Consider the following 23,416-nt stretch of genomic DNA (forward strand, 5'->3'; position numbering starts at 1 on the left):
GGTCGGTGGGCGCTGCCGCACCGGCCTCTTGCTGTCCGCGCCCGATCGCCGCGCAGGCGCCGGTCCGGTCGGTCGCTCCTGGTCGATCGTTGCCGGTCAGTCGTTGCCGGTCAGTCGATGCCGAGCGAAAAGGCGGCCTCCAGGTCGTGCTTGCTGTAGGTCCGGAAGGCGATGTTGGTGTTCGTGCCCACGACGCCCTCAACCTTGGAGAGCCGGTCGGCGATGACGTCCGCGAGGTCCTCGTGCCGGTGCACGCGCACCATCGCGATGAGGTCCCAGTCACCGGTCACGGAGTACACCTCGCTGATGCCGGCGATGTCGGAGATCTGCTCGGCGACCTCGGGGATCCGGTCGGCGGAGGTCTTGATGAGGACGATGGCGGTGAGCATGGAGCACCTTTCTCGGAGACGGGGCCGGTGGGTCCGGCGGGACGGGGCGGATCAGCCCGGGCGGCGGGAGCGGTTCGCGCGCAGCGCCGTGACCAGGGCCCGGGGGCCCAGGAGGAAGACGCCCAGCACCGCGAGCGTGACGAGGACGAAGCTCGGAGCCGTGCCCTCGCCGACGACCAGGCGCAGACCCATGCCCACCGCCACGGTCGTCGCCCACAGCGCGACACCCATTGGCCGGACGGCGAACGGGGCGCGGCGCACCCGCCACACGAGCCAGCCCAGCAGGAGCCCGGTCAGGAACGGCCACGCCGTGACCAGCAGGCCGGTGGCGCTCAGGGCGTGGGTGCTGCGGCCGAGGCCGGCGAACAACAGAACGAGGAGCACGTCCACGGTTAGCGCCGCGACCCAGGCGCTGGTGCCCGTGGGGCGTTCCTCGGGGAGGACAGTGAGGGGGGCCGACGTGTGCATGCTCGCAGTCTAGTGCGGCGTCGACGAGCCGCGACCCGGGCCCGGAAGAGCTTCAGGTACACCTTGAGAGTTAGGGCCCCATGGCAGAAAAGTCTCAACCTTCCACCAGGAGTCGATGGTGCGGGCCGGGGTGCGGCGGAACGCCCCGGGGTCCGGGAATCCTGGGGTTCCCCGAGGAGATCCGCGTCGGCCCGGGCGGTCTCGCAGAACGGGGTGCGGCCGCAGGCGTGGCAGCGGTCCGGCTCAGGAGCCGGGCCCGCGTGCACCGGACATGTCCGTGAGGCGCGAAGTGTCGACGTGGTACATAAGGGCGGGACGGCGCCGCAGGGGAGTCTCCGCTCTGTTCGACTTTACATAATGTAGATTATCGGCGTTATGGGAAGGGGTGCTCAGCCGCCGTCTTCCCGCCTTCTGACAGCGCATCCGGGGCTCCCGAAAACTTCCCCGCGACAGGGCTCGCCGCGTGGCAGTCGGTCACCCGATCACCGTCGCCGTCCGTGCTGCTCGCCGGCCGGACGACGCCGATCTGATCGGTGACGTCGTCGTGACGACGCCGACCGGTGAACGGCGGAATGTGTTGCACCGATGCCTTGCGGGCCGCTCACTCGTGCCATGAGACGTTGTGAGGAGACGTGGCCGCGGCGTGCAGATCTCCAAATGTTGCGCCGCCTGGCCCGCCTGCTGTGGCCACTTGTGGGGAGATTGCCCCGGCGACCACGCTCGGGCGGTCGGTCGTCGGTACTCTCGCTGTGGCCGACATGAATTCGCATCGGCAAATTCGGGGTTCAAGGGGAGGAAATCCGTGGGACGACAGAACTGTGTGACGGCGGCCGGGGGCCGGGGGCGCCGGTTGGTGACGTCCGTGCTGGCCCTGTCGGTGCTGGTCCTTGCCGGCTGCGGACAGGACGACGGCTCGGACGCGCCCCCCGCGGTCGCCTCCGGATCGGTCGCGCTCTCCCCCTCGCACGGCGGGCTGCAGGGCGGGAATCTGGTCCTGGCGGACACCGGCGGGGACATCGACGGCCCGGTCACCGTCCGCTTCGGCGAGACGGAGGTCGAGTGCGAGTTCGACGAGCGCTCGGCGCGCCACGCCTGCGTGGCCCCGGCCCGCGGGACCCCGGGCACGGTCGAGGTCTCCTTCGCCTCCGGCGGGAGCGACGTCGGGGAGAAGACCGCCTACACGTACACGACGCAGGGCACGCAGGACATCCCGCTCCTGACGGTGAACACGGAGACCGTGCGGCGCAACGCGGAGGAGATCAGGGCGGACTTCCCGGGGGACGTCCAGTTGGGCGCCGTGCTCAAGAACGGCGAGCCCGTGGACGTGTTCGGGAAGGTCATCGAGGATGCGGCCAAGGTCGACTACGTCTTCGTGCCGAAGCTCGAGGACGCCATCTCCCTGCGGGAGGCCGGTGTCGAGGCGAAGATCGCCGTGCTCTACGTCGCCCAGGTCGAGGACATCCCGCTGCTGATGCACTACGACGTCGAGGTCGCCGCCACGGACCCCGCGTGGGTGGAGGCGGCGGAGCAGGTGCTGTCCACCACGGGCGGGACGCTGAAGGTCCATCTCTGGGTCGACACGGGCATGGGGCGTGAGGGCGTGGTCCCGGAGGAGGCACTCCCCCTGGCCCGGGCCATCGAGGACGCCCCGCACCTCGACCTCGCGGGCATCGCCACCCACTTCTCCACGATCACCGAGGCGGACGCGGCCGCCATCGAGAGCAACGACGAGGCCAACACCACGGTCGCCCAGAAGAACCGCTTCGACGGCGCGGTGGCCGCGATCCGGGACGCCGGACTCGGCAAGGACGCCCTGATCCACGCGGGGGCCAGCGACGTGCTCGACCAGGAGATCGAGCCGCTGTACTACGACCTCTTGCGGATCGGCGGCATGTTCTTCGGCGGCTCCGCGCCGGAGGAGCGGGTCTACTCCTGGAAGACCGAGCTGAGCCAGGTCAAGACGCTCCCGGCGGGGTGGTGCATCGACTACGGGTGCACCGACCCGATCAGGGAGCCCAAAAAGGTGGGGCTGGTCCACCACATCCCGTCCCGGGAGAACGAGCTGACGTACACGGTCGGCGGCCGGCAGGTGCCGGTGCTGCTGGACCACGGCACCGTCCTGACCCTCGACCTGTCGGGGGTGCCGGAGGCCGCCGCCGGGGACGAGGTCGTCATCGACTTCAGCGCCGAGACCTTACACATGCTCGACGCGACCGCGCCGCTGCCGGTGACGACCACCGGCGGGTGACCTGCGCCGCTCAGGGGCGCCCGGCCGCGCCCTCGGCGTCGTGGTCCAGTTCGAGGTCGGCATCGTGGTCCAGTACGAGGTCGGCGTGGAAGCTCCGCGCCAGCTCCCGGGTGCGGGCCGTCTGCCGCGCGGAGGCGCCCGGCCGGACGGTGAGGTCCACGTAGACGACGGGCCGGCCGCACGACACCTCGAGCCGGTCCCGCAACGCCTCCGCCCGGTCGTCGTCGAGCGCGCGGTGCCCCGTGCCGAGCAGGACGAAGGCGCGGTCGAAGTCGGGCTCGGCGGTGAGTCCCCGTGCGATCATGGCGGGCAACCGCGACTGCAGCGCGGAGAGGCCGACCACGGCGGTCGCCGTCCCGGCGAACCAGGCACCGGCGGCGGAGACCGCCACCGAGGTGATGAGCTTCATGGATCTCCTCCTCCCGCGGGCCGGGGGTCGGTGGGTTCCGGCCGGCACAGGGTACCGGTCAGTTCAGGGGCGGCGGCGTGCGGTCCACGAGGAATACGGTGCCACCACCGTAGAGATCCCAACGCCCGCGGAACAGCGCCTATTCCGGGACGACCGCAGGGCCCTGCCGCCACGCCGCTCCAGCGTCCTGTCAGGGCCGTGGGGCACAATGAAGTCACGGCGAGGGTGCCCTCGCGGAGGCGTTTCGAGAGGCCGGGGACCGACATGTGGGAGTGGCTCGTCGAGAACTCGTGGGTCCTGTGGCTGATCGCCGTGATCGCGCTGGCCGCGATCGAGATGCTCACGCTGGACTTCCTCTTCCTGATGATGTCCGCCGCCGCGCTGCTGGCGTTCGCGGTGAGCTGGGTGACGGACAACTTCGTGCTCCAGGTGGTGACGTTCGCCCTCGCCTCGGTGCTGCTCATCTTCGTGGTGAGACCGGTGGCCCTGCGCCGCATCAACCGGTCCTCGCCGGAGACCGCGTCCAACGCCGCCCGGCTCATCGGCCTCCCCTGCCAGGTCCTGGACCCGGTGGACGGCCGCAGCGGTCTGGTGCGGCTGGAGGGCGACACCTGGAGCGCCCGCTCGGTCACCGGCGAGCAGCTGCCCCCCGGCACCGACGTCTTCGTCCACGACATCGAGGGCGCCACCGTCCTCGTGGCCCCGCACCCGGCACCGGCCGCCGGCGGCGGGCCCGCGCCGCGCCCGTCCTTCTGACCCACCGACCGCATGGCCCCGGCGTCGTCGACGTCCGGGCCCGCCCCACCGAGAGAGGCACCCGTGGACCTAGCCGTCATCGTCCTGCTCGTCATCCTGGTCGTCCTGGTCTTCATCATCCTGCTGAGGTCGGTGCGGATCATCCCGCAGGCCCGGGCGGGGATCGTCGAGCGCCTCGGCAAGTACCAGAGCACCCTCACTCCGGGCCTGCACTTCCTGATCCCGTTCGTGGACCGGCTCCTGCCCCTGCTCGACTTACGTGAGCAGGTCCAGTCCTTCCCGGCGCAGTCCGTGATCACCGAGGACAACCTCGTGGTCGGCATCGACACCGTCGTCTACTTCCAGGTCATGGACCCGCGGGCCGCGACCTACGAGATCGTCGACTACATCCAGGCCGCCGACCAGCTGACGTCGGCGACCCTGCGCAACGTCGTGGGCGGGCTGAACCTCGAGGAGGCGCTGACCTCCCGCGACAAGATCAACGCCGAGCTGCGCGGGGTGCTGGACTCCACCACGGGACGCTGGGGCATCCGGGTGTCGCGGGTGGACATCAAGGAGATCACTCCCCCGCCGTCCATCCAGGACTCGATGGAGAAGCAGATGCGCGCCGAGCGGGAGCGCCGTGCGGTGATCCTCACGGCCGAGGGCGACAAGCAGTCGCGGATCCTCATGGCCGAGGGCCAGCGGCAGGCGGCCATCCTGTCCGCGGAGGGCGAGGCGAAGGCCGCGATCCTGCGCGCCGACGGCGAGGCCCAAGCCATCCGGAAGGTCTTCGACTCGATCCACCGGGCCCGGCCGACCCAGAAGCTGCTGGCCTACCAGTACATCCAGACCCTGCCCAAGGTCGCCGAGGGCAGCGCCAACAAGGTGTGGATGATCCCCGCCGAGCTCGGCGACGCCCTGCGCGGCGTGGGCGACTTCCTCTCGCGGCCGGACGAGGACGGCCAGGGTCCCGGCCGGACCTGGTCGGACGCCGACGACGAGCCGGAGCCCGAGCCCGCGGACGAGCCCCTCGTGACGCCCGACGCCGTCCGGGTGACGGAGGAGGACCTGCAGCCGAACCTGGAGCGCACCACGGTCGACCCGGACGAGTTCACCATCCCCCGGCCCGCGACCATCGACCCGGACGCTCCTGTGCGCCTCGACGACCCGATGCCACCGCGGGACGGTCCGGGCTCCCGCTGACCCGGCGGCCCCGCCCAGGGGCCCCGGGGAACAACCCCGGGGGCCCGCACGTTGCACCCAACGGATCCCGGGTCCACGACCCGCCGTCAGCCCGAGCGTGCGCCACTGCCGTGGCCACCGTCAGTTATGGAGGAACCACCACAATGAGCGACCGCAGCCTCAGGGGAATGCGTCTGGGCTCCCAGTCCATGGAGACGGAGGCCGGTGTCGAGCCGGCCCCGCGCCAGCGCGTCGAGTACCGCACCGCGGACGGCGAGAAGGTCACGGTGACCTTCGCGGCGGAGGCGGAGATCCCGCCGGTGTGGGTGTCGAAGACCGGCAAGGAAGCGATCATCGTCAACGGCGAGAAGCCGGTGAACCCCAACGAGAAGCACCAGCGCACGCACTGGGACATGCTCCTGGAGCGGCGCAGCACGGACGAGCTGGAGGAGATCCTCGCCCAGCGCGTCGAGTTCTACCGGGAGAAGCACGCGATCTGAGTCCGCTCCCCGGCACGCGCGGAGGGCCCCACCCGGTTCGGGTGGGGCCCTCCGCGCGTGCCGGGCGGTGCGCCGGCCGGGAGCTCAGCGGCGGGTGAGCTTGCCCGCCAGGGTCTTCGCGCGGGCCGTCAGCCCCCACTGGGCGACGCGCACGACGGCCTCCCGGGTCACGTCCGGACTCATCTTGGACTCGCCCTCGGCGCGCTCCACGAAGGTGATCGGCACCTCGACGACGCTCAGGCCGGCCCGCTCGGTGCGCCAGCCGAGATCGATCTGGAAGCAGTATCCCTTGGAGTCCACGGTCTCGAGGCCGATCCGCTCGAGGGTCTCGCGGCGGAAGGCGCGGTAGCCGGCGGTGATGTCGTGGATCCGGGAGCCCAGGAGCGTCCGGGCGTAGAGGTTGCCGCCGCGCGAGAGCAGCTGGCGCTGCAGGGGCCAGTTCACGGTGCGACCGCCCGGGACGTAGCGGGAGCCGATGGCGAGGTCGGCGCCGCGCTCCACGGCGTCCAGCAGCAGCGGGAGCTGCTCGGGCTGGTGGGAGCAGTCGGCGTCCATCTCGACCAGGACGTCGTAGTCCCGGGCCAGTCCCCAGCGGAAGCCGGCGATGTACGCGGCGCCGAGGCCTTCCTTGCTGGTGCGGTGCAGGACGTGGATGTTCCCGTCCGCGGCCGCCATCTCGTCGGCGAGGCGACCGGTCCCGTCCGGGCTGTTGTCGTCCACCACCAGCACGTGCCCGTCCGGGACGGACGGGCGGAGCCGGTCCATCACGGTCGGCAGCGACTCGTGTTCGTTGTAGGTGGGGATGACGGTCAGTACGCGCACCGGGTCGTTCCTTTCGAGGTCTGCCTGCCGCACCACGGGGCAGGCTCCCTCGCCTTCGGACCAGTCCGGCCTTGAGGGGATGCCGGCCTGTTTTCTAAGGACGAGCGAGCCCGCCCGGCAGCAGTTGTCCAGCCTATCCTGCCCCGTGCCTGCGACCAAGATCGCGCGGCACGGGCTGGCGGCCCGCCCCGCGGCTCAGAACCCGGCGGAGCGGTACAGCTCCACGCCGTCGAGCACGGTCTGGCGGCACACGGGCACGGACGCGCCGTCGAGCGCGGGCAGCAGGGGGGTGCGGGCCCGCGGGTCGGTGCTCCAGGAGGACCCGGTCCCCTCGGCCTGCTGCACCATCAGGGCCTCGACGTCCCAGACGGCGAACGTGGCCGGGGTGCCCGGTGCGAGCTGGCCCTGCATGGGGTCGGGGTGGCGGGCGGCCCGCCACGCGCCCCGGGTGGAGGCCAGGAACGCGGCCCGCGCTGAGATCCGCTGGTCGGGGTCGTGGTGGTGGAGGCAGGCCCGGACCGTCTCCCACGGGGACAGTGGCACCACGGGGGCGTCGCTGCCCAGGGCCACGGGGACCCCGGCACGGTAGAAGGAGGCCAGCGGGTTCATCGCGGCCGCCCGGTCGGCGCCGAGCCGCTGCTCGTAGAGCCCGCCCGGTCCGCCCCAGGCGGCGTCGAACCCCGGCTGCACGGAGACGGTCACGGCGTGGTGGGCCAGCCGCTCGATGCCCTCGGCGTCGACCATCTCGGCGTGCTCCAGGCGGTGGCCGGCGCTGTGCAGGGCCCGCTCCCCCACGAGCTTCGCCGCGCGGTCGAGGCCGTCGAGGACGATGTCCATCCCGGCGTCCCCGATGACGTGGAACCCGCCCTGCAGGCCGGCCTCCGTGGTTGCGGCGAGGTGGGCGGCCACGGCCGCGGCGTCGAGGTAGCGGTTCCCCAGATGGCCCGGGGCGTCGGCGTAGGGGGCGCGGAGGGCGGCGGTGCGGGAGCCGAGGGCGCCGTCGACGCACAGGTCCCCCGCGAGCCCGACGAGCGACTCCCGCCGGTCCACGGCGCGTCCCAGCAGGTCCGCCAGGGCGGCGTCGAACCGCTCCACCACCGCCCGCGCCTCCTCGGCCGTGACCGCGAGCTCACCCCGGTAGGGCAGCACGCGGGGCGTCGGGCCCTCGGCGCCCACACCGTGGTTGGCGAGAGCCGTCAGCTGGACGAGGTCCTGGAACGGGGCGACCTGCTCGGCGTTGGCCTCGGCCAGTGCCACGTAGCCCTGGGAGGCGGCGTGCCGCAGGGCGAGCCGGTGCAGCTCGCCGCGGCGACCGGCGCCGAAGTCGAGGGCCGCGGCGCGCACGCGGTCGTGGGCGAGGTTCTCCACCCGGCCGTCGCCGAGCCATCCCTCGACGCCGGCGAGACCCAGCCGCCGCGCCAGGGACGAGGACACCACCCCGGAGTGGACGTCGATCCGCGTCAGGTAGACCTCGCGCCCGCGGGCGGCCCGGTCGAGCTCCTCCGCCGTCGGCGCCCGCCGCTCCGGCCACACGGACTCGTCCCAGCCGGCGCCGAGGACCGGGCCCGTGCTCGTGCGGGCGGCGCCGGCCACGGCGTCGAGCACCCCGTGCAGGGAACCGGCCGCCGTGAGGTCCAGGGTGGACAGCGCCAGCGCGGTCTCCGTCACGTGCACGTGGGAGTCCACGAACCCCGGGGCCAGCAGCCGCCCGTCCAGGTCGACCACGTCCATGGAGGAGTCCTGCAGGGACTGCGCCGCCTCCTCGGAGCCGACCCAGGCCACGCGGGCGCCGTCGACCAGCAGGGCGGTGGCGAACGGGTCGGCGGGGCTGTAGACGGAGCCGTTGCGGTAGAGGACGGGGCGGGCGGGGACGGTGGTGCGCACGGGTCTCCTGTTCGGGACGGGCGTTCGGGGTGGGGGTCCTGGGCGGGCGTGCCGGCGGACCGGGGTGGCGCGGAGCGCGGGGGACGGCGCCGTTCAGTCCTCGAACGCGGAGTGCGCCACGACGCCGCGGCGCACCAGCGCGATCGCGCGCTGGCACTGGGCACGGGTGCCGGCGTCGAGGAGGTCGATCCCCGCGAGCTGGTCGAGCATGTCGATCACCTGCTTCGCCCAGCGCACGAAGTCACCGGCGGCGAGCTCCGTGCCGGACAGGGCCGTGCTCAGGGTGGCGCCGCGCGCCCAGAGGTACATCGCCTCCACGAGACCGAACTCCGGCTCCGAGGTCGCGGGGAGGTGGTGCTCCTGCTCGCGGTCGGTGAGCCGGGACCAGTTGCGCACCACAGTCTGCGCGGCACGGTCCATGGCGGCCGACGGCAGGACGGGCTGGATCCCCTGCTCCTCGCGCTTGGCCTGGTAGACGAGCAGCGTCACGAGCCCCGCGGTGGCGGCGGGATCGAGCCCGTCGAGGAAGCCGTCGCGCAGGCTGAGGGCGAGGAGCAGGTCCCGGTCCCCGTAGATCCGTCGCAGCTGCTCCCCGGCGCGGGTCGGCCGGACCTCCCCGTCCGGAAGGGTCTCGAGGTAGCCGAAGGAGCCCAGCACCTCGGAGACGCGGTCGAAGGTCTTGGCGATCGTGTTGGTGCGGCTCTCGATCTGGCGCAGCAGCCCGTCGGTGTCCCGGCGCAGCGTCCACCAGCGCTCGGCCCAGCGGGCGTGGCTCTCGCGGTCCGAGCAGCCGTGGCAGGGGTGGCCGCGCAGGGCCTTGCGGACCTCCGTGATGCGCCGCTCGGCCGCGCTGGTGCCGCGGTCGAACTGGATGGTGTGCCCGCGCCCGCCGCCGCGCGGGGGCCGGTGCTCGTGCAGGGCACTGCGCGCGGACGAGGCGAGGTCGCGCCGCTCCTTGGGCGTCCGGCCCGTGAACTGCTTGGGGATCCGGATCCGCGAGACCGGCTCGAGGGGCCCGTCCAGGTCCTGGGCTCCCACCCGGCGCAGCTGGTGGTCCAGGGTGAGGATCGAGGGGCGGGGGTCGTCCCGGTTGGGGTCGGTGGCCAGGATCACGGCGTAGCCGGCGTTGCGCCCCCGCGGGATCTCCACGACGTCCCCGGGCAGCAGGTCGTGCAGGGACGCGACGGCGTCCGAGCGGCGCCGCCGGGAGCCGGCCTTCTCCTCGGCGCGCTCGAGGTCCTTGAGCTCCCGCCGCAGGGCGGCGTACTCGGAGAAGTCCCCCAGGTGACAGGTCATGGCCTCCTCGTAGCCCTTGAGGGACTCCTCCTGGGAGCGGACCCGGCGGGCGAGGCCCACCACGGAGCGGTCGGCCTGGAACTGGGCGAAGGAGGACTCGAGGATCTTGCGGGAGCGGTGGGCGCCGAACTGGGCCACCAGGTTCACGGACATGTTGTAGGTGGGCCGGAAGCTCGAGTTCAGGGGGTAGGTGCGCTTGGAGGCGAGACCGGCCACGGCGTGCGGGTCCATCCCGGGCTGCCACAGCACCACGGCGTGGCCCTCGACGTCGATCCCCCGGCGCCCGGCGCGCCCGGTGAGCTGGGTGTACTCCCCCGGCGTGATGTCCACCCGGGACTCGCCGTTGAACTTGTCGAGCTTCTCGAGCACCACGGAGCGGGCCGGCATGTTGATACCCAGCGCCAGGGTCTCCGTGGCGAAGACGGCCTTGACGAGCCCGTCGGCGAACAGCTGCTCCACGAGCTCCTTGAACGCGGGCAGCATCCCCGCGTGGTGGGCGGCCACGCCGCGCAGCAGGCCGTCGCGCCACTCGTAGAAGCCGAGGACGTTGAGGTCCGCGGCCTCGAGCGAGGAGGCGGTCTCGGCCACACGGGCGCGGATCGTCTGCTGCTCCTTCTCGCCGGTCAGCCGGATGTCCGCGGTGACGCACTGCTGCACGGCGGCGTCGCACCCGGCGCGGGAGAAGATAAAGGTGATGACGGGCAGCAGGCCCTCCGCGTCGAGGCGGCGGATCAGCTGCGGGCGGGACACTCGGCGCGTCTCGGGGCTCGGCCGGTGGTCCTCGCCGCCGTTGCGGCGGGAGAACCGGTCGCGGGACCGGCCCCCGGGGCCGCGGCCTCCCCTGCGGCCCCCGCGCGGGTGCTCGGCGCGGGCGAGCTGGAGCAGCTCGGGGTTGACGTCCGGCTCGTCGCTGCCGGGCCCCTCGAGCCGCTCGGCGGCCTCCTCGACCGTGGTGTCGTCCAGGAACAGGTCGAGCAGCCGCCCGCCCACCTGCACGTGCTGCCACAGCGGGACGGGCCGGTGCTCGGAGACGACCACGTCCGTGTCGCCGCGCACGGTGTCCAGCCAGGCCCCGAACTCCTCGGCGTTGGAGACGGTCGCGGACAGGGAGACCAGCTGGACGCTGTCCGGCAGGTGGATGATGACCTCCTCCCACACCGCGCCCCGGAAGCGGTCGGCGAGGTAGTGCACCTCGTCCATGATCACGAAGCCGAGGTTCAGCAGGGTGGGCGAGTCGGCGTACAGCATGTTCCGCAGGACCTCGGTGGTCATCACCACGACGTCCGCCTCGGAGTTCACGGAGGTGTCCCCGGTGAGCAGGCCGACCCGCTCGGCGCCGAAGGCCCGGGAGAACTCGTGGAACTTCTGGTTGCTGAGCGCCTTGATGGGCGTCGTGTAGAAGGCCTTCTGCCCGCGGGACAGGGCCAGGTGGACGGCGAACTCCCCCACCACGGTCTTGCCGGCGCCGGTCGGCGCGGCGACGAGCACCCCCCGGCCCTCTTCCAGGGCCCCGCAGGCGGTCGTCTGGAAGTCGTCCATCTCGAACTCGAGCCGGTGCTGGAACACGGCGAGCTCGGTCCTCGCGTGGGCGGCCCGCTGCTTGGCGGCCAGGTATCGGTCGGCGTAGGAGGACATGGGTCCACCCTACTGCTCGACCCGGACGTGGTCGGGTCCGCCGGGGGCCCGAACCCGCCCGGGCCGAGCGGATCAGGCGCGGGATCCGTCCTCGGGCTCGTGGCCCAGGCGTCGGAGCTCGTCGGCGGGGGTCGCGACGTCGGCCGCGGCGCCCGTGCCCGCCGCGAGGCGCGCCTCCTTCCGGGCCCGCCGGCGGTCGAGCAGCAGGCACAGCCCGACCGCCACGAAGAAGAGCGTGAGCAGCGGCACGGCGAGGTAGAACATCGTCATCGGGTCGGGCCCCGGGGCGGCCATCGCGGACACGACCATCACGAGGACCACGACGATCCGCCAGCTCTTGAGCACGGTGCGCCCGGAGAGCACGCCCAGCATGTTCAGGCCCACCAGGAACACGGGCAGCACGAAGGCGACCCCGAAGGTCAGGATCAGCTGGAGGAAGAACCGCAGGTACACGTCCGCGGAGATGAAGTTGGTCCCGCCCGCGGGGGTGAACGCGGTGAGGGCGTAGACGGCGGTGGGCAGGGTGAGCACGGCGACCGCGATCCCGCCCAGGAACAGCGGGACGGCCGCGGCCAGGAAGCCGACCGCGTAGCGGCGTTCGGACCGGTGCAGGGCCGGCGTCACGAACGCCCAGAGCTGGTAGAGCCACACGGGGCTGGCCAGCACCAGGCCGAGCACCAAGGAGACCTCCACCATGATGTTGAAGGACGAGCCCACGGCCGAGTAGTTGATGGAGGCCTCGCTGCCCTCCGCCGCGGCCAGCCGCTGCAGGGGCTCCGTGATGTAGGCCATGAAGGGGATGTACAGGAAGAAGCCACCGACCATGCCCACCACGGTGGCCACCGCGGACGTGATGAGCCGGTTGCGCAGCTCCCGCAGGTGCTCGGCCAGGGCCATCTGCGCCTGCGGGTTGGCCTTGCGCGCGGTCCGGCGCTTCTTCGGGCCGCGGGGGGACTGCGAGGACATGAGGGCCTTCGGGACTCGGGGGGCGCACGGTGCGCCGGGGCCGGCCGGACGGTCCGACCCCGGCCGGGGACGCGGACCGCCCGGTGGCGGCGGGGAGGATCGGGACGGCGGCGGAAGCCGGAAGAGGGGCCGGGATCAGGCCGGAGGACGGCCCGGGCGCTGCTCGGGGTCGCGCGGGGTGTCTGTGCCGGGGGTGCCGGCCGCGCCGGGGGCCCGGTCCGGGGTCCCGTCGTGGCCGGGCTGCACGGCCTGGCCGTCGATGACCACGTCCGAGCCGTCCGGCTGGTCGTCCTTCTTCATCTCCTTGACCTCGGACTTGAAGATGCGCAGCGACTGTCCGAGGCTGCGGGCCATGCCCGGGAGCTTGGGCGCGCCGAACAGCAGCAGGATCACCAGCAGGATGATCAGGATCATGAAGGGGCTGTCGAAGAGCCTACCCATGGAACATTCCTTTCCGTTCGGCCCGGCGGAGGTCGCTGATCCGCTGCGGCTGGCCCATCCGGTCCTTGCGCTCGATGCGGCGTCTCAGACGGGCGGTTTCTCGTTGGTCACGGCCGACCCGGTAGTCGGCCACGGCTTGCCCCACCGGTGTGAACAGGGCCGGGTCCGGGGCGGCCCGGACGGGACGCTGCACCCCGGCGGCCGCGTCGTCCCAGCGCCGGGCGAACTCCCCGGCCACCGTCTCGGTCTCCCGGAGCAGGACGAAGAAGGTCTTCACCAGCCGCCACAGCATCAGTCCGAGGAATGCCGCGCCGAGCAGGACGAGGACCGTCCACAGCAGGACCCAGGACCACCAGAGCATGCCTTCCAGTATAGGCGGGCGGATCATGCCGGCCCGGACGTCCCGTAGGCGCCGAGCGCGGAGTCCACCCAGAGTTCCACCTGCGCCACCACGTCGTCGGGCCCGATCACGGCGAGCTGACCGCCGTAGCGGGTGACGAGCGCGCACACGGCCTCGACCGTCTGGAACCCGATGAGCGCGGCCTCGTGGTCGGCCGCCGGCCCGGTGCGGGCCCCGCCGGGGACCCGGACCACGGCGGTGCGGGTGGCGTGGTACTGGTCGGCGATCCACCGGCTGCGCCGGTCGGTGACGAGCACGACCTCCACGGTGTCCGGGGTGCCGGGGGCGGGCGGCGCCGCGGCGGCGGCCTCCTGGGCCGCGGGGCGCTCGCCCGCCGGCCCGGCGTCCTCGACGGCGGAGATCCGGTCCAGCCGGAAGTTGCGCATCCCCTCGGCGTCGAGGCACCAGGCGCGCACGTACCAGTGGGTGTTGGAGGAGAACACCTGGACCGGGTCGACGACCCGCTCCGTGAGCTCGTCGCGGGACGGCACCACGTATCGGATCCGGATCCGGCGGCGCTGCTCGACGGCGCGGCGGACCGCGGACATGACGTCGGCGAGGGCGGGCGCGGGGGTGTCCGTGATGGGGCGGGCGCCCACCGCGTTGGCGAGCACCCCGGCGTCCCCCGCCGCGCCGGCGACCTTCGCGATCGTGGAGGCCACCGCCTCGGAGTCGCCGCCGGGCACGGTGCGCAGCGTCTGCAGCCCCACGAGCAGCGCGGAGGCCTCCGGCTGGGTGAGGCGCACGGGGTCGGAGAGCTCGTCCGCGTTGGAGAGGTAGACGTGGCCGTCGTCCCAGGACGCGTCGATCAGCTGGTCCGGCATGTGCCCGGGCTTGCCGCACACGAACAGGGTGTTGAGGTCCGCGATCAGCTCCTGGTCGGTGATCCCGAACCGGCGGGCGGTCTCCTCGAGCTCCGCGCCCTGGTGGGCGTAGACCCAGCGGACGATCTCGAGCAGCCGCGAGAGGTGGTCCGCGGTGGAGAGCTTGTTGCGCGTGCCCTTGCGGGACCGCAGGCTCCAGTCGACCTGCACCCCCCGGAAGCGGGCCACGGCGGACGCGGCGCTCTGCAGCCGGCGCACCACGGCGGCGCGGACCTCGGCCTGCATCGTGGGCGCGGTGCCGTCCCCGTCCCGGGGCACGACGACGCCGGGGCCCGCCGCGGCGATCTCCTCGGCGAGGATCTCGGTCTCCGCGAACGGGATGTGCAGCCGGTCCCAGCGGTCCACGCCGTCCCCGGCGCCGACGCCCGGCTCCTGTCGGGCGGCCATGCGGCGCAGCATGTGCGCGTGGCCGGGGCGGGCGAGGACCTCCACGGTGCGCGCGGGGGCGTGGGAGACCATGTGGGACAGCGACTCGTTCATGGAGAAGCCCTCGGGCGGGTCGAACTCCTTGCGGGTGACCGTGACGTCGGACATGATCCGCGACAGCCGGAACGTGCGGGAGTCCTTGCGGTCCAGGTCCCAGCCGACCACGTACCAGTTGCCGTAGCGGGAGCCGATCCCCCACGGCCTCAGCCGCCGGGTGGTGAGCTGGTCGGTGCTGCGGGCCAGGTAGTCGAAGCGCACCTCGCGGTGGCGCACCACGGCCGAGAGCAGCGGCTCGAAGGACGGCTCGTGGGCCGTGAGGGTGGGCTGCAGCAGCGGCGGGGCGTCGTCCTCCGGCAGGCCCCCGATGGCGGGCTCGAGCTTGCGCAGGGCCCGGCGGGCGAGCTCCCCGAGGGAGGCGTCCGTCCAGGCGTTGGCCGCGAGGGCGAGGACCGCGGACTCCTCCGCCGTGAACTGCAGCGGCGGCAGCGTGAACGAGCCGCGCGGGATCCGGTAGCGGTGACCGTGCGTGTCGTCGGGGAAGAGCGGGTCCTCGGAGACCTCCTCGATGGGGTAGCCGAGGTCGCGCAGCTCCGCCTTGTCGCGCTCGAACATGCGCTCGAACGCCTCGTCGGACGCGGACTCCGCGTACGACGGAACGGCCTCCCTGAGCTCGGCGCGGGTGTACCCGCGTTCGCGGGAGACCAGGGCGATGAGCAGGTTGAGAAGCCGCTCCGTCGATCGGGCTGCCATCCGGTGGGTCCTCAGCGCACGTCCAGGAGGTCCACCACGAAGATCAGGGCCTCGTCCGGACCGATGACCCCGCCGGCGCCCCTGGAGCCGTAGGCCTGGTCCGAGGGGATCTCCAGCCGGCGGCGGCCGCCGACCTTCATGCCCAGCAGGCCCTTGTCCCAGCCCTCGATGACCTGGCCGACGCCCACGGTGAAGTCGAGGGGCTGGCCGCGGTTCCAGGAGGCGTCGAACTCCTCGCCGGCGGAGAACGTCACGCCCACGTAGTGGCAGGAGATCTGCTTGCCGGGGGTCGCCTCGGCGCCGGTGCCCTCCACGAGGTCCGTGATGACGAGCTCGGTCGGAGCCTCCCCCTCGGGGAAGTCGATCTCGGGCTTGCTGCGGTCGAGCTTGCGCTCTCCGAAGGACATGGGTGCTCCTGTTCGTCGGGTCGTCGACGGGTGGTCGTCGGGAAGGGTGGGGCCTCCGGCCCCACCGGGCCACCATAGCCGACCGGGGGCTACTCCTCGGTCGCGGAGGGGGACGGCGAGGCCGAGGGCTCCTCCGCGGCGGGCGCCTCCGGGGTGTCCACGGCCGCCAGGATGTCGACGACGAAGAGCAGGCTGCCGGCCGGGTAGTCGGAGTCCTTGCCCAGTTCCTTCTCCGTGCCGTAGGCCTGGCCGACGGGCACGGAGAGGACCACGCGGGAGCCCTCCTTCTTGCCCTCGAGGCCCTTCTGCCAGCCCTCGATGACGTTGTCGAGCGGGAAGGAAGCCGGAGCGCCGTTCTCGTAGGAGGAGTCGAAGGTCTCGCCGTCGGACCACTTCACGCCCACGTAGTTCGCGATGACGGTGTCGCCCTCGGCGACCTCCTCGCCGTCGCCCTCGATGAGGTACTCGGAGACGAGCTTCTTCGGCGCGTCGTCCTCGGGCTTCGCCACGGCGGGCACGCCCTCGTCGTTCTCGGTGATCTCCGGCAGGCCCCGCGGGCTGTCCTGCATGTCGCCCTCGATCTCGGTGGGGATCTTCCGGACGACCTCGTAGACCTCCACGGAGGTCGACTCGTCGCCGGCGGCGCCGGCGGTCTCCGGGGAGGAGTACGCGATGATCGCGCCCTCCTTGGCGCCCACGAGCGCGTCGTACATCTCCGGGATGGAGTCCTTCAGGCCCTGCTCGAGCTTCATCACCTGCCCGGCGCCGCGGGAGTAGGTCTCACCGATGGAGGTGCCGTCGGAGCCCTTGTAGAGCGCCGCCTGCAGGAGGATGGTGTCGCCCTCGGCGAGCTCCTCCCCGTCGCCCTCGCGCAGCTCCTTCGCGCCGGCCTCCTCGGCGTTGAGCGGGGTCTCGAACGTGACCGACGGGGCCGTGCCCGGGGCCGGGTCGTCGTTGAGCTCCACGGAGTCGACGCCGGGCCCGGAGCAGCCCGAGAGGACGAGCGCCAGGGTCAGGGCGGCACCGGAGGTGGTCAGGGTCTTTCGCACAGGATTCTTCCTCAGGGGTCGGGCCGGGTGGGGTCGGTGGGGTCGGACGGCTCGGGCCGGGACGGCGGCCAGCCTAGTGCAGGGCGCTGGGCGTTGACTGGACGGACGGCGCCCGGGGGAACCCGGAGCGGATCAGACCACGGGGGCGTCCCCGTGGGCCCGTCCCGTGCCGTCGCGCTCGCCGAGGGCGGCCACCAGGGCGTCGGCCTCGGCGTTCCGCACGGCGAAGGGGTCCTTGCACAGCACCGTGCGCTGGCCGCGGTCGTTGACCTTCAGGTGCACCCAGTCGACGGTGTAGTTGTGCCCGGACGCGAGCACCGCGTCGATGAATCGGCCGCGCACGGCGGCCCGGGTGGGGGGCGGGATCCGGGCGGCCTCCTCGACCCGCTCGCCGGGTACGAACGTCGCCGCCCGTCCCCGGCGCTGCAGGAGGTTGAACAGCCCCCGCTCCGGGGCGGTGTCGTGGTAGGCGAGGTCGAGCTGCGCCATCCGGGGCGAGGAGAGGTCCAGGCCGTCGCGGGCGGCGTAGCCGTCGAGGAGCTTCTTCTTGATCGCCCAGTCGATCTCGGTGTCGATCGCGGAGGCGTCCTGGCGGGCCACGGCGTCCAGGGCCCGCTCCCACAGGTCGAGCACCCAGGGCACCCGGTCGTGGTGGGCGCCCTCGCGGTCCACGAACCGGCGCACGGCCTCCAGGTGCTCGTGCTGCAGGTCCAGGGCGGAGCGGCGGGTGCCGTCGGCCAGCAGGACGGGGCGGGTGCCGGTGAGGTCGTGGGAGACCTCCCGCAGCGACCGGACCGGGTCCACCATGGTGCGGTCGGGCAGGATCTGCCCGGCCTCGATCATCCGCAGCACGAGGTCGGTGGTCCCGATCCGCAGCGCGGTGGTGGTCTGGGACATCGTCGAGTCGCCCACGATGACGTGCAGCCGGCGATAGTGCTCGGCGTCCGCGTGCGGTTCGTCGCGGGTGTTGATGAGGGGCCGGGAGCGCGTCGTGGCCGAGGAGGAGCCCTCCCAGATGTGGTCGGCGCGCTGGGAGAAGGAGTAGCTGGGCGTCCCGGCGTCGTCCCCCATCCGCACGGCGCCGAAGTCCTCGGGACCGGCGGGGTGCACCTTGCCGGCGCCGACGAGCAGCTGGCGGGTGACGAGGAACGGGATGAGGATCTGCACGAGCCGGGCGAACTCGGTGCGCCGGGAGATCAGGTAGTTCTCGTGGGAGCCGTAGGAGTTGCCGCGCGAGTCCACGTTGTTCTTGAACAGGTACAGCTGCCCGGCGACCCCCTGCTCCCCCAGGGTGTCCTGGGCCTGCCGCCGGAGGTCGTCGACGATCAGCTCGCCGGCCTTGTCCTGCGCGACGAGGTCCTCGAGCGTGGCGCACTCCGCGGTGGCGTACTCCGGGTGGGAGCCGACGTCCAGGTAGAGGCGTCCGCCGTTGGGCAGGAACACGTTCGAGGACCGGCCCCAGGCCACGACGGGGCGGAAGAGGGTGCGCGCGGCCTCCTCCGGGCTGAGCGGGCGGGCGCCCGGGGCGCTGTGGGTGAGGCCGAACTCGGTCTCGACCCCGTAGATCCTGCGGTCCATGGGGGCTACTGGCCGCCCTTCTGGACGAAGCCCTTCACGAACTCCTCGGCGTTGGACTCGAGGACGCCGTCGATCTCGGCGAGCAGGTCGTCGGCGCTGACGGCGCTGGTCCGGGACTGGGCGGTGGCGGCCGTGGGGGCGGGGGTGCCGGGCTCGGGGAGCTCGGTCTCCTCGCGGCGCTGGGCGCCGGTGCCGAAGATGCGTTCCTGGGCCATGTCGGGGTCCTCCTGGGTGTGGTGGTCGGGGTGCTCAGCCGAGGGAGCCGGTGTGCACGAGGGCGGGTCGGGCCGTGGCGAGGGCACGGACGAGGTGCTCGGCGTCGGGCGCCGCGGACAGCAGGGGGTCGACGTCCTCGCGGGTCAGCTCGAGCGGCTCGGGCATCGTGATCCGTGCGCCGCGGCGGACGCCCGGCAGGGTCAGCGAGACCGAGTCCCAGTTGGCGGTGAGGACGTCGTCAGGGAAGCGGGTCACCAGCCGGCCCCGGAACCACGCCCGGGTGTCGGCGGGGGGCAGGCCCGCCGCGCGCTCCACCTCCTCCGCGGTGAAGAAGGTGCGCATCCGGCCGGCCGCGACCAGCCGGTGGTGCAGCCCCTTCTCCGGGCGCACGTCCGCGTACTGCAGGTCGATCAGCGTCAGGCGCGGGTCGTCCCAGGCGAGACCGTCGCGCCGCCGGTAGCCCAGGAGCAGGGCGTGCTTGGCGACCCAGTCCAGGCGGTCCGCGAGGGACAGGGGGTCGGTCTCGAGGGCGTCGAGGACCTCCTCCCACAGCTCGAGCACCTCGCGGGTGTCCGGGTCGGGGCCCCCGGTCGCGTCCTCGTGCGCCCGGGCCGCGTCGAGGTAGAGCCGCTGCAGCTGGACGCCCGTGAGCCGCCGGCCGTCCCGGAGCGGGACGGTGGTGGTCAGTCCCGGGTCGTGGCTGATGGCCTGCAGGGCGGCCACCGGGTCCGCGAGGGCGGCGTCCGGGGCGGCACCGGCCTCGATCAGGCCCAGGACCAGGGAGGTGGTGCCGAACTTCAGCAGGCTCGAGGTGTGGGAGAGGTTGGCGTCGCCGATGATGACGTGCAGGCGCCGGTGGCGGGTGCGCTCGGCGTGGGGCTCGTCGCGGGTGTTGACGATGGGCCGGTGGATGGTGGTCTCGAGGCCGACCTCGCGCTCGAAGAAGTCGGCGCGCTGGCTGATCTGGAAGCCCGGGTGCCCGCCGCGCTCGCCGAGGCCGACGCGACCGGCGCCGCACACGACCTGGCGGGAGGCGAAGAAGGGCAGCAGGCCGGTGGCGAGGGCGGCGAAGGGCACGGCGCGGGGCACGAGGTAGTTCTCGTGGGCGCCGTAGGAGACGGACTTGTTGTCGGTGTTGTTCTTGTAGAGGTTCACGACGTCGAGCCCGGTCGTGGCGGCACTGGCCGCGATCGCCCGGACCGCGTCGAGGGCGACGCGGTCCCCGGCGGCGTCCCAGAGGACGGCGTCGCGGGGGGTGGTGACCTCCGGGGAGGAGTACTCGGGGTGCGAGTGGTCCACGTAGAGCCGGGCGCCGTTGGGCAGGACGGTGTTCATCACGACCTGCCGCCAGTCCAGGGACTCGGCGTGGGCCCCGGTCTCCCGCAGCGCCTCCGCGGCGACCTCCTCGGCGGTGAGCACGGGCGCGACGTCGGTGAGCTGCGAGGGGTCGGCCTGCTCGCGGGGGACGGTGAAGCCGCGGGCGTCCTGGAGGGGGGTCTCGCCGTGGTAGTCCCAGCCGGCGGCGGCGCGCGACGCGCCGAGGCGCCGCCGCACGAGGGCGGCGTAGGTGGTGACCACCTGGCTGGAGAGCACGGTGGCGTTGGCACCGGGGTTGCCGGCGGCGAGCACGCCGAACTCGGTCTCGGCGCCCATGACGCGGCGGACGCTCACGCGGGCCCCTCCCCCGGTGCGGCCCGCTCCGGTCCGGGCGGCGTCGGTCCGGTCAGGGCCCGGTCGGCCGGTGCGGAGGCCCGGCGCTCGCCCGGCCCGGCCGGGTGCGGGTCGCGGTGCAGGACCACGCGCAGGTCCGTGATGGTGTCGCCGCGGCGCCCCGAGATCCGGGCCCAGTCCTCCGGGTTGGAGGTGTTGGGCAGGTCCTGCTGCTCGTGGAACTCCTCGTCCACCGCGCGGACCAGGTGGTCGCGGCCCAGACCGCGGACCCCGGCGGTGAGCAGGTCCTTGATGGCCTGCTTCTTGGCCCGGTCCACCACGTTGCGGATGACCGCCCCGGAGGTGAAGTCGCTGAAGTAGAGGGTCTCCTCGGTGCCGTCCCGGTAGCTCAGGTGCAGGAACCGGGTGCCGGGGCTCTTCTCGTACATCCGGGCGACGGCGGCGTCCACGAGGGCGGCGACGGCCCCGCTGCGGGAGCCGGCGGCGTCGACCTCGTCCTGGCGCAGGGGCAGGTCCTCGGTGACGTAGAGCCGGAGGATCTCGGCGGCGCCCTCGGCGTCCGGGCGGTCGATGCGGATCTTCACGTCCAGCCGGCCCGGGCGCAGCACGGCGGGGTCGATCATGTCCTCGCGGTTGGTGGCGCCGATGACGATGACGTTGTCGAGGCGCTCCACGCCGTCGATCTCGGTGAGCAGCTGCGGGACGATGGTGGTCTCCACGTCCGAGGACAGCCCGGAGCCGCGGGTGCGGAACAGGGAGTCCATCTCGTCGAAGAACACGACCACGGGGATGCCGCGGGCCGCCTGCTCGCGGGCGCGCAGGAAGATGGAGCGGATCTGCCGCTCGGTCTCGCCCACGTACTTGTCCAGCAGCTCGGGGCCCTTGATGTTGAGGAAGTAGCCCAGGGCTCTCCCGCGCCCGGCGCGGTCCGCGGCGCCCTCGGCGAGGGAGCGGGCCACGGCCTTCGCGATGAGGGTCTTGCCGTTGCCGGGGGGCCCGTAGAGCAGGATGCCCTTGGGCGGGGTGAGCCCGTGCTCGCGGTAGAGCTCGGGGTGGACGAAGGGCAGCTCGACGGCGTCGCGGATCTGCTCGATCTGCGGGCCGAGGCCGCCGATGTCGCCGTAGGAGACGTCGGGGACCTCCTCGAGGACGAGCTGCTCGACGTCGGAGCGCTCGATGGGCTCGAGGGCGAAACCGGTGCGGTGGTCGATGGACACGGCGTCGCCGATCTCCGGGCGGCTGCGGCGCAGGAGCCCGGAGAGCAGCAGGACCCGCTCCTCGTCGGAGCGCCCCACGGTGAGGACGCGGTCGTGGTCGACGATCTCCTTGACGGTGGCGATCTCGCCGGTCTGCTCGTAGTCGAGGACCGCGCCGACGGTGTAGTTCTGGTCGAGGAGGACCTGGCGGCCGGGCTCGCAGGCGGCGAAGCCTACGAGCGGGCTGAGGGCCACACGCATCCGGCGGCCGGCGACGAGGACGTCGAGGGTGCGGTCGGTGACGGCGGGCCCGCTGCCCGTCTGCTCGCCGACGGGGGCGCGGCCGGGGTTGACCTGCAGGACGGTGCCCTGGCTCAGGGGCGGGACGAGGTCGTTCTCCAGGGCGCGCTTGAGCTGGGCGATCTCGGTGCGGGTGGCGTCGAGGAGCCGGACGAGCTTCTGGTTCTGGGTCCCTGCGGCGGCGAGCTGCTTGTCGAGGGCGCGCTTCTGGTCGCGCAGGATGTTGACCTGCCGCTGGGCGTTGGTCAGGGCGCGGCGGGTCTGCTCCGCGTCCGCAGGTCCGGTGCCGGCCGTGCCGGTGCTCTGCTGCGATGAGGGCTCGTTCACGGGCGCTCCTCGTGGGGGTCCTCGGGCCCGGGAGCCGGTGCCGGGTCCGGTGCCAAGGCCGGCGGGGGCGTCGTGCCGGGCGCGGCCGGCGCGGTCGCGCGGGCGGCGCGCTCGGCCAGGCCGAGGGCCTCGCGGCCGGCGCGGCGCAGCTTCTTGTCGGTGACGTCCCGCTCGCCGAGGGCCACGGGGGTCCAGGCCTGCAGGTCCTCCTCGCTGTACTCGGACTTGGAGGCCCGCCGCTTGGGGGCCAGCCGCTCTGAGCCGTCGGCGAGCCGGCGGGCGGAGAGCAGGAAACCGGTGTGGGCGACCATGCGGTGGTCGGGGCGCACGGCCAGGCCCTCGACGTGCCAGCCGCGGACCATGGTCTCGGACGCGTCGGGCTCGGTGAAGCGGCCGTCGGCGCGCATCGCCTCGGCGGTGCGGGAGAGCTGGGTGACGGTCGCGACGTAGCACATGACCACCCCGCCGGGGGTGAGGGCCGTGGCCACGGCGTCGAGGCACTCCCAGGGGGCGAGCATGTCGAGGACCACGCGGTCCACGGAGCCGGGCTCCTCGTGCTCGCCGAGCTCCTCGGCGAGGTCCCCGATGCTGATCTGCCACGCGGGGTGGGGGCCGCCGAACATGGTCTCCACGTTGCCGCGGGCGATGTCGGCGAACTCCGCCCGCCGCTCGAAGGAGTGCAGACGGCCCTCGTCGCCCACCGCGCGCAGCAGCGAGATGGACAGGGCGCCGGAGCCGACGCCGGCCTCGACCACGCGGGCGCCCGGGAAGATGTCGGCCATCGTGACGATCTGGCCGGCGTCCTTGGGGTAGACCACCGCGGCGCCGCGCGGCATCGACAGCACGAAGTCCTTGAGCAGCGGGCGCAGGGCCTGGTAGCGGAACCCGGCGGAGTTCTCGACCACGGTGCCCTCCGGGCGGCCGATGAGCTCGCCGTGGCTGAGCACGCCGCGGTGGGAGTGGAACTCGCCGTCGTCCGCGAGCGTGACCGTGTTCATCCGCCCGCGCTCGTCGGTGAGCTGCACGCGCTCCCCGGCCCGGAAGGGACCGCGCCGGTTGGCGGCGCCCCGCGGGGACGCGGGCGAGGGGGCGGCGGTCTGGTCAGCGGTTCCGGTCATCGGCTCACTCTCGGGGCAGGACGTGGTCTGGTGGGGTCGTGCGGGGGCCGGCGGATGCTCCCCCGGCCCGGGGTCCTCCCCCATTGTGTCATCGTGGCGCGGGGTGCCTCCCCGGG

21 protein-coding genes are annotated in these 23,416 nt (G+C 73.1%); 4 read left to right on the forward strand and 17 right to left on the reverse strand.

The window, feature by feature from the left end:
• Window positions 1-110: 110 nt before the first annotated feature.
• Both ACYVM4_RS05830 and ACYVM4_RS05835 read right to left on the reverse strand, forming a co-directional pair.
• Window positions 111-389, reverse strand: a complete 279-nt coding sequence (locus ACYVM4_RS05830) for an Lrp/AsnC family transcriptional regulator (RefSeq protein WP_460667947.1) — start codon at window positions 387-389, stop codon at window positions 111-113.
• Window positions 390-440: 51 nt separating this feature from the next.
• Window positions 441-857 (reverse strand): DUF3054 domain-containing protein, encoded by a 417-nt coding sequence (locus ACYVM4_RS05835; RefSeq protein ID WP_460667948.1) that lies wholly within the window; start codon window positions 855-857, stop codon window positions 441-443.
• 802 nt (window positions 858-1,659) lie between these two features.
• On the opposite strand from ACYVM4_RS05835, the gene ACYVM4_RS05840 reads away from it, so the two are divergent.
• Window positions 1,660-3,105, forward strand: coding sequence for an alanine racemase (locus ACYVM4_RS05840; RefSeq protein WP_368819681.1), 1,446 nt, complete (start codon window positions 1,660-1,662; stop codon window positions 3,103-3,105).
• A gap of 10 nt (window positions 3,106-3,115) precedes the next feature.
• Here the strand turns inward: ACYVM4_RS05840 and ACYVM4_RS05845 are convergent, their stop codons facing one another.
• On the reverse strand, window positions 3,116-3,514 hold the full coding sequence (locus ACYVM4_RS05845; protein ID WP_368819682.1) for a hypothetical protein: 399 nt from the start codon (window positions 3,512-3,514) through the stop codon (window positions 3,116-3,118).
• A gap of 264 nt (window positions 3,515-3,778) precedes the next feature.
• Between ACYVM4_RS05845 and ACYVM4_RS05850 the strand changes: the two genes are divergently transcribed.
• The 3 genes from ACYVM4_RS05850 to ACYVM4_RS05860 all read left to right on the forward strand — a co-directional run bounded on the left by ACYVM4_RS05850 (window position 3,779) and on the right by ACYVM4_RS05860 (window position 5,934).
• Window positions 3,779-4,270, forward strand: coding sequence for an NfeD family protein (locus ACYVM4_RS05850; RefSeq protein ID WP_368819683.1), 492 nt, complete (start codon window positions 3,779-3,781; stop codon window positions 4,268-4,270).
• Between the two features lie 63 nt (window positions 4,271-4,333).
• Window positions 4,334-5,455 carry an SPFH domain-containing protein gene (locus ACYVM4_RS05855; protein ID WP_460667949.1) on the forward strand — a complete coding sequence of 374 codons (1,122 nt, stop codon included), beginning with the start codon at window positions 4,334-4,336 and terminating at the stop codon, window positions 5,453-5,455.
• 143 nt (window positions 5,456-5,598) lie between these two features.
• On the forward strand, window positions 5,599-5,934 hold the full coding sequence (locus tag ACYVM4_RS05860; RefSeq protein WP_031283042.1) for an RNA polymerase-binding protein RbpA: 336 nt from the start codon (window positions 5,599-5,601) through the stop codon (window positions 5,932-5,934).
• An 84-nt stretch (window positions 5,935-6,018) separates the two neighbouring features.
• On the opposite strand, the gene ACYVM4_RS05865 is transcribed toward ACYVM4_RS05860, so the two are convergent.
• The 14 genes from ACYVM4_RS05865 to ACYVM4_RS05930 form a co-directional block, all read right to left on the reverse strand.
• Window positions 6,019-6,756 (reverse strand): polyprenol monophosphomannose synthase, encoded by a 738-nt coding sequence (locus tag ACYVM4_RS05865; protein ID WP_460667950.1) that lies wholly within the window; start codon window positions 6,754-6,756, stop codon window positions 6,019-6,021.
• A gap of 195 nt (window positions 6,757-6,951) precedes the next feature.
• Window positions 6,952-8,640 carry an amidohydrolase gene (locus tag ACYVM4_RS05870; protein ID WP_368819686.1) on the reverse strand — a complete coding sequence of 563 codons (1,689 nt, stop codon included), beginning with the start codon at window positions 8,638-8,640 and terminating at the stop codon, window positions 6,952-6,954.
• Window positions 8,641-8,733: 93 nt separating this feature from the next.
• Window positions 8,734-11,571, reverse strand: a complete 2,838-nt coding sequence (locus ACYVM4_RS05875; protein ID WP_460667951.1) for a DEAD/DEAH box helicase — start codon at window positions 11,569-11,571, stop codon at window positions 8,734-8,736.
• A 72-nt stretch (window positions 11,572-11,643) separates the two neighbouring features.
• Window positions 11,644-12,537, reverse strand: coding sequence for a twin-arginine translocase subunit TatC (gene tatC, locus ACYVM4_RS05880; RefSeq protein ID WP_368819688.1), 894 nt, complete (start codon window positions 12,535-12,537; stop codon window positions 11,644-11,646).
• 135 nt (window positions 12,538-12,672) lie between these two features.
• Window positions 12,673-12,978 carry a Sec-independent protein translocase subunit TatA gene (tatA, locus tag ACYVM4_RS05885; RefSeq protein WP_368819689.1) on the reverse strand — a complete coding sequence of 102 codons (306 nt, stop codon included), beginning with the start codon at window positions 12,976-12,978 and terminating at the stop codon, window positions 12,673-12,675.
• Window positions 12,971-13,339, reverse strand: coding sequence for a hypothetical protein (locus ACYVM4_RS05890; RefSeq protein ID WP_368819690.1), 369 nt, complete (start codon window positions 13,337-13,339; stop codon window positions 12,971-12,973). The genes tatA and ACYVM4_RS05890 overlap by 8 nt, the downstream gene beginning before the upstream one ends.
• A 23-nt stretch (window positions 13,340-13,362) precedes the next feature.
• On the reverse strand, window positions 13,363-15,438 hold the full coding sequence (locus ACYVM4_RS05895) for a WYL domain-containing transcriptional regulator (RefSeq protein ID WP_460667952.1): 2,076 nt from the start codon (window positions 15,436-15,438) through the stop codon (window positions 13,363-13,365).
• Window positions 15,439-15,449: 11 nt separating this feature from the next.
• Window positions 15,450-15,845: an FKBP-type peptidyl-prolyl cis-trans isomerase gene (locus ACYVM4_RS05900; RefSeq protein WP_368800690.1), complete on the reverse strand. Its 396-nt coding sequence runs from the start codon at window positions 15,843-15,845 to the stop codon at window positions 15,450-15,452.
• Between the two features lie 89 nt (window positions 15,846-15,934).
• Complete coding sequence (locus ACYVM4_RS05905) at window positions 15,935-16,894, reverse strand: FKBP-type peptidyl-prolyl cis-trans isomerase (protein WP_368819692.1); 960 nt, start codon at window positions 16,892-16,894, stop codon at window positions 15,935-15,937.
• A 132-nt stretch (window positions 16,895-17,026) separates the two neighbouring features.
• Complete coding sequence (pafA, locus tag ACYVM4_RS05910) at window positions 17,027-18,472, reverse strand: Pup--protein ligase (RefSeq protein WP_368819693.1); 1,446 nt, start codon at window positions 18,470-18,472, stop codon at window positions 17,027-17,029.
• Window positions 18,473-18,477: 5 nt separating this feature from the next.
• Window positions 18,478-18,687 (reverse strand): ubiquitin-like protein Pup, encoded by a 210-nt coding sequence (locus ACYVM4_RS05915; RefSeq protein ID WP_368819694.1) that lies wholly within the window; start codon window positions 18,685-18,687, stop codon window positions 18,478-18,480.
• Window positions 18,688-18,721: 34 nt separating this feature from the next.
• Window positions 18,722-20,359, reverse strand: a complete 1,638-nt coding sequence (dop, locus tag ACYVM4_RS05920) for a depupylase/deamidase Dop (RefSeq protein WP_460667953.1) — start codon at window positions 20,357-20,359, stop codon at window positions 18,722-18,724.
• Complete coding sequence (gene arc, locus ACYVM4_RS05925) at window positions 20,356-22,182, reverse strand: proteasome ATPase (protein ID WP_460667954.1); 1,827 nt, start codon at window positions 22,180-22,182, stop codon at window positions 20,356-20,358. The genes dop and arc overlap by 4 nt, the downstream gene beginning before the upstream one ends.
• Window positions 22,179-23,300, reverse strand: coding sequence for a tRNA (adenine-N1)-methyltransferase (locus ACYVM4_RS05930; RefSeq protein WP_368819696.1), 1,122 nt, complete (start codon window positions 23,298-23,300; stop codon window positions 22,179-22,181). Before ACYVM4_RS05930 ends, arc begins: the two co-directional genes overlap by 4 nt.
• Window positions 23,301-23,416 lie beyond the last annotated feature (116 nt).

Source organism: Kocuria himachalensis (genome assembly GCF_054784195.1).